Annotated in this window: 5 protein-coding genes; 2 read left to right on the top strand and 3 right to left on the bottom strand. The window is 63.9% G+C overall.

The genetic code is table 11. The features are described from left to right. Nucleotides 1–1,267: acyl-CoA carboxylase subunit beta (locus WCB02_RS14120; RefSeq protein WP_423958837.1), on the bottom strand; the 1,267-nt coding region annotated here is incomplete at its 3' end. A gap of 134 nt (nucleotides 1,268–1,401) precedes the next feature. Between WCB02_RS14120 and WCB02_RS14115 the strand changes: the two genes are divergently transcribed. Next, nucleotides 1,402–1,815, top strand: coding sequence for a DUF4260 domain-containing protein (locus tag WCB02_RS14115; protein WP_423958836.1), 414 nt, complete (start codon nucleotides 1,402–1,404; stop codon nucleotides 1,813–1,815). Between the two features lie 135 nt (nucleotides 1,816–1,950). Here the strand turns inward: WCB02_RS14115 and WCB02_RS14110 are convergent, their stop codons facing one another. Next, nucleotides 1,951–2,607: a carboxymuconolactone decarboxylase family protein gene (locus WCB02_RS14110; RefSeq protein WP_423958835.1), complete on the bottom strand. Its 657-nt coding sequence runs from the start codon at nucleotides 2,605–2,607 to the stop codon at nucleotides 1,951–1,953. 133 nt (nucleotides 2,608–2,740) lie between these two features. On the opposite strand from WCB02_RS14110, the gene WCB02_RS14105 reads away from it, so the two are divergent. After that, on the top strand, nucleotides 2,741–3,232 hold the full coding sequence (locus WCB02_RS14105) for a hypothetical protein (RefSeq protein ID WP_423958834.1): 492 nt from the start codon (nucleotides 2,741–2,743) through the stop codon (nucleotides 3,230–3,232). Between the two features lie 4 nt (nucleotides 3,233–3,236). Here WCB02_RS14105 and WCB02_RS14100 read toward each other — a convergent pair. Then, nucleotides 3,237–3,735, bottom strand: a 499-nt coding sequence (locus WCB02_RS14100; RefSeq protein ID WP_423958833.1) for a penicillin-binding transpeptidase domain-containing protein, incomplete at its 5' end; no start/stop codon positions are given.

Genomic DNA, 3,735 nt, shown 5'->3' with positions numbered 1-3,735 from the left:
GCCAGGCGTAGTTCATGTCGGCGCCGATTTCCTTGGACGCCATGACGTCGAACGCGCCGCCATAGGCCTTGCGCGTGATCAGGGTGACCAGCGGGACCGTGCATTGCGAATAGGCGAACAGCAGTTTCGCGCCGTGCTTGATCAGGCCGCCATATTCTTGGCTCGTGCCCGGCAAAAAGCCGGGAACATCGACGAAGGTCACGATCGGGATGTTGAAGGCGTCGCAGAAGCGGACGAAGCGCGCCGCCTTGCGCGAGGCATCGCTGTCGAGCACGCCCGCCAGCACCATCGGCTGGTTGGCGACGAAGCCTACGGTACGCCCGGCGATACGGCCAAAACCGGTGACGATGTTCTTGGCAAAGGCTTCCGAGATCTCGAAGAAATCGCCCTCGTCAACGACTTTCAGGATCAATTCCTTCATGTCATAGGGCTTGTTCGGGTTGTCCGGGATCAACGTATCGAGCGACATGTCGACGCGCTCGATGTCATCGAAGCTCGGCCATTCCGGCACGCCGTCGGTGTTGTTGGACGGCAAAAAGTCGATCAGCCGGCGCATCTGCAACAGCGTCTCGACATCGTTCTCGAACGCGCCGTCGGCGATCGAGGAGCGCGTCGCATGCACCGAGGCGCCGCCGAGCTCTTCGGCGGTGACGACCACGTGGGGGACGGTCTTCACGACGTCGGGCCCGGTGACGAACATGTAGCTCGTGTTCTTCACCATGAAGATGAAGTCGGTCATCGCCGGTGAATAGACGTCGCCGCCGGCGCAAGGCCCCATGATCACGGAGATCTGCGGGATCACGCCGGACGCGATGACATTGCGGCGGAACACATAGGAATAGCCAGCCAGCGCGGCGACGCCTTCCTGGATGCGCGCGCCGCCGGCGTCATAAAGCCCGATGATCGGCGCCCTCGCCTTCATCGCCATGTCCTGGATCTTGACGATCTTCTGGGCGTGGGTTTCCGACAGCGAGCCGCCGAACACGGTGAAGTCCTTGGCAAAGACGAAGGTCTTGCGGCCGTTCACGGTGCCCCATCCGGTGACGACGCCGTCGCCCGGCACCTTGGTCTTGTCCATGCCGAACTCGCTGGATCTGTGCTCGACGAACATGTCGAATTCCTCGAACGATCCCTTGTCGAGCAGCAGCTCGATACGCTCGCGCGCCGTCAGCTTGCCGCGGGCGTGCTGCGCCTCGATGCGCTTTTCGCCGCCGCCGAGCTTGGCGCCCGCGCGCCGTTCCGCCAGGGTGTCCAGGATATGCTTCATCTGTCGTCCGCCCGTCCTCTTCGCAACAAATTCTGCGCCTTCTAACACGCCGGTTTCCGATCGGGAAACCGGCTTTCAGCACCCTCCGGTGCTGCGGGCGAACGGAAAGATCAGATAATTCAGGGAATTAACTCATGAGCGAAAGTCCAGCGCCAGACTCAACCGGGGCCGTCACCGGCGGCGTCAGGATCCTGCTCCGCCTCGAAGGGCTGACGCTGCTCCTGGGCATGGTGGTGCTGTATGCCGCCTGGGGCGGCTCGTGGTGGATTTTTCTCGTGCTGTTTCTGGCGCCGGACCTGAGCTTTCTGGCCTATCTGGCCGACGCCGAGATCGGCGCGGTCTTCTACAATGCGGTGCACAGCTACATGATCCCGGTGGCATTGCTGACGCTCGGCTTCGGCTTTGCCGGACCGCTGACATTGTCGATCGCGATGATCTGGCTCGCCCATATCGGCTTTGACCGCGCGCTCGGCTACGGCTTGAAATATTCGGCCGGCTTTGGCTTCACCCATCTCGGCCGCATCGGACGGGCGGCAAAGCAGGTGTGAGGTGTCGCTCAGACATCCACTTCGTCATGGCCGGCCATCCACGTCTTTCTTCCTCTCCCTCGACGCGGCAGCGAAAGGCGTGGATGCCCGGAACAAGCCCCGGGCATGAGATGTGGAGGCGCCGCGGTGCCTGTCTCACTTCTCTCCGACCTTGAACGGCTCTTCCTTGCCGGGCGGCACGGTCTCTTCCGCCATCGCCAGGATCATCGCGACCATGACGTAGTTGCCGGCGACCGCGGTCAGGTCGACGATCTGCTGATCGTTGAAAATCCTTTTCGCCCGCGCGTAGGTCTCGTCCGACACTTTCTGCGTGGTCGTGAGCTCGGTGACGAAGTCGTAGACCAGCGCTTCGTCCTCGGCCATGCCGGCTGGCCGCTTCCCCGCCTTCAAGTCCGCGATGACGTCCGGCGACAGACCCGCCTTGGCCGCGAGCGGCGCATGGGCGAACCACTCGACCTGCGAGCGCCACTGCCGCCCGATGATCAGGATCGCGAATTCGTTCAGCCTGGTCGGCACCGAGGTCTGCCAGCGCAGATAATAGAACAGATCGAACAGCCGCTGGCCCAGCACGGGACTGCGGATCATCGGATTGTAGGGTCCGCCGATGCCGACGCTGGACACCTTCATGATCTCTTCGCCGAGCGGCTTCTGCTTGCCGTCGAGCTGATCCATGGTGAGCTGCGGGAAGCGCGGTTCCTTGCTGGTCGCGGGTTGCGCGAACAGCGTGGCCGCGAGCCAGCCGCCGCCGGCGGCGACCGCGAGCGAAGTTAGCCAGATCGTTGGGGGGTGCATGTTTCCTCCGGTTTGTTGGTAATCGAAGGAACTTAGGCGGGCGAAGCCGCGCGGGCCAGGGCCTTTGGAACCCGATTGAACCCAATCGGCATTTCCGCGTTACCGGGAGCAATCCGAAAAAATGGAGATCCCCATGACCGGATCCACGATCGCCAGAACAGCCCTGCTGCTGACCGTGCTGGCTCTCCCCTTCGGCCCGACCGAAGCAGCCCTCTCACCGTTCCGCGCCATGGCCGGCGCCTGGATGGGCGGCGGCACGATCAGCATGGCCGATGGCGAGCAGGAGCGGCTGCGCTGCCGGGCAGCCTACGACGTCGCAGGAAGCGGCGCGGAGCTGCGGCTCAATCTGCGCTGCGCCAGCCAGAGCTACAATTTCGATCTGGCGAGCGACGTGGTGGAATACCGCGACGGCGCCATCTCCGGCCAATGGACCGAGGCCAGCCGGGACGCTTCCGGCACCATCGAGGGCCGCGCGGTCGGCGATCACATCGAGGCCGCCGCGCGCGGACAGACTTTTTCGGCCGACCTGTCGCTGACGACCCGCGGCAACCGCCAGACCGTGTCGATCCGTCCGCAAGGCGGCGCGGACATCACCGCCGTCTCGCTGTCGCTTGAGCGCCGTTGAGAAATCAGATCGCCTCGATGTCCCGGAGGCAGGTTTGCGTCAGCGCCATGCGCTCGGGCACGAGGCGAGGCTCGACGCAATCCATGTTGAGCGCGAACACCGTATCTGTCGTGCTGTTTTCGACGTCGGCCTTCTCGGCCCAGCCGACCATCCAGCCGAGCGAGGGCTGGCCGCGTTCGGCGCCCAACAGCCCCGACTTGGCGCGGATGATGGACGAGGCGACCTTGGTCGCCGGCAGGATATCGCGCACCAGGTCCTGGCTGCGCTTACTGATCGGCAGTACGCCGCGCCTTAGCCGATCGACGAAATCGACCTGCTGCATCGGATCGATACGCAGATTTCCGGTCAGCCAGAACTGATCGATGCCGCCGCCGATATCGCGGTTGCCGTATTCCAGCAGATCGACATATTTCTGCATTCGCGCCTCGCCGATGCGGCGGGCGATCTCCTGATAGACCGGCACCGCGGAGGCCGCGATCGCCGTGCGCATTGTACGATCCTTG

Origin of the sequence: Bradyrhizobium sp., from assembly GCF_049581145.1 — a bacterium.
GTDB lineage: Bacteria > Pseudomonadota > Alphaproteobacteria > Rhizobiales > Xanthobacteraceae > Bradyrhizobium.
Note: the sequence above shows the minus strand (reverse complement) of the source record. Positions and strands in the feature narration are given on the sequence as shown.

Excerpts from the sequence above, each read along its gene's own strand:
- WCB02_RS14105 (WP_423958834.1), top strand. The coding sequence starts at position 2,741 with ATGACCGGATCCACGATCGCCAGAACAGCCCTGCTGCTGACCGTGCTG.
- WCB02_RS14115 (WP_423958836.1), top strand. The coding sequence starts at position 1,402 with ATGAGCGAAAGTCCAGCGCCAGACTCAACCGGGGCCGTCACCGGCGGC.
- WCB02_RS14110 (WP_423958835.1), bottom strand. The coding sequence starts at position 2,607 with ATGCACCCCCCAACGATCTGGCTAACTTCGCTCGCGGTCGCCGCCGGC.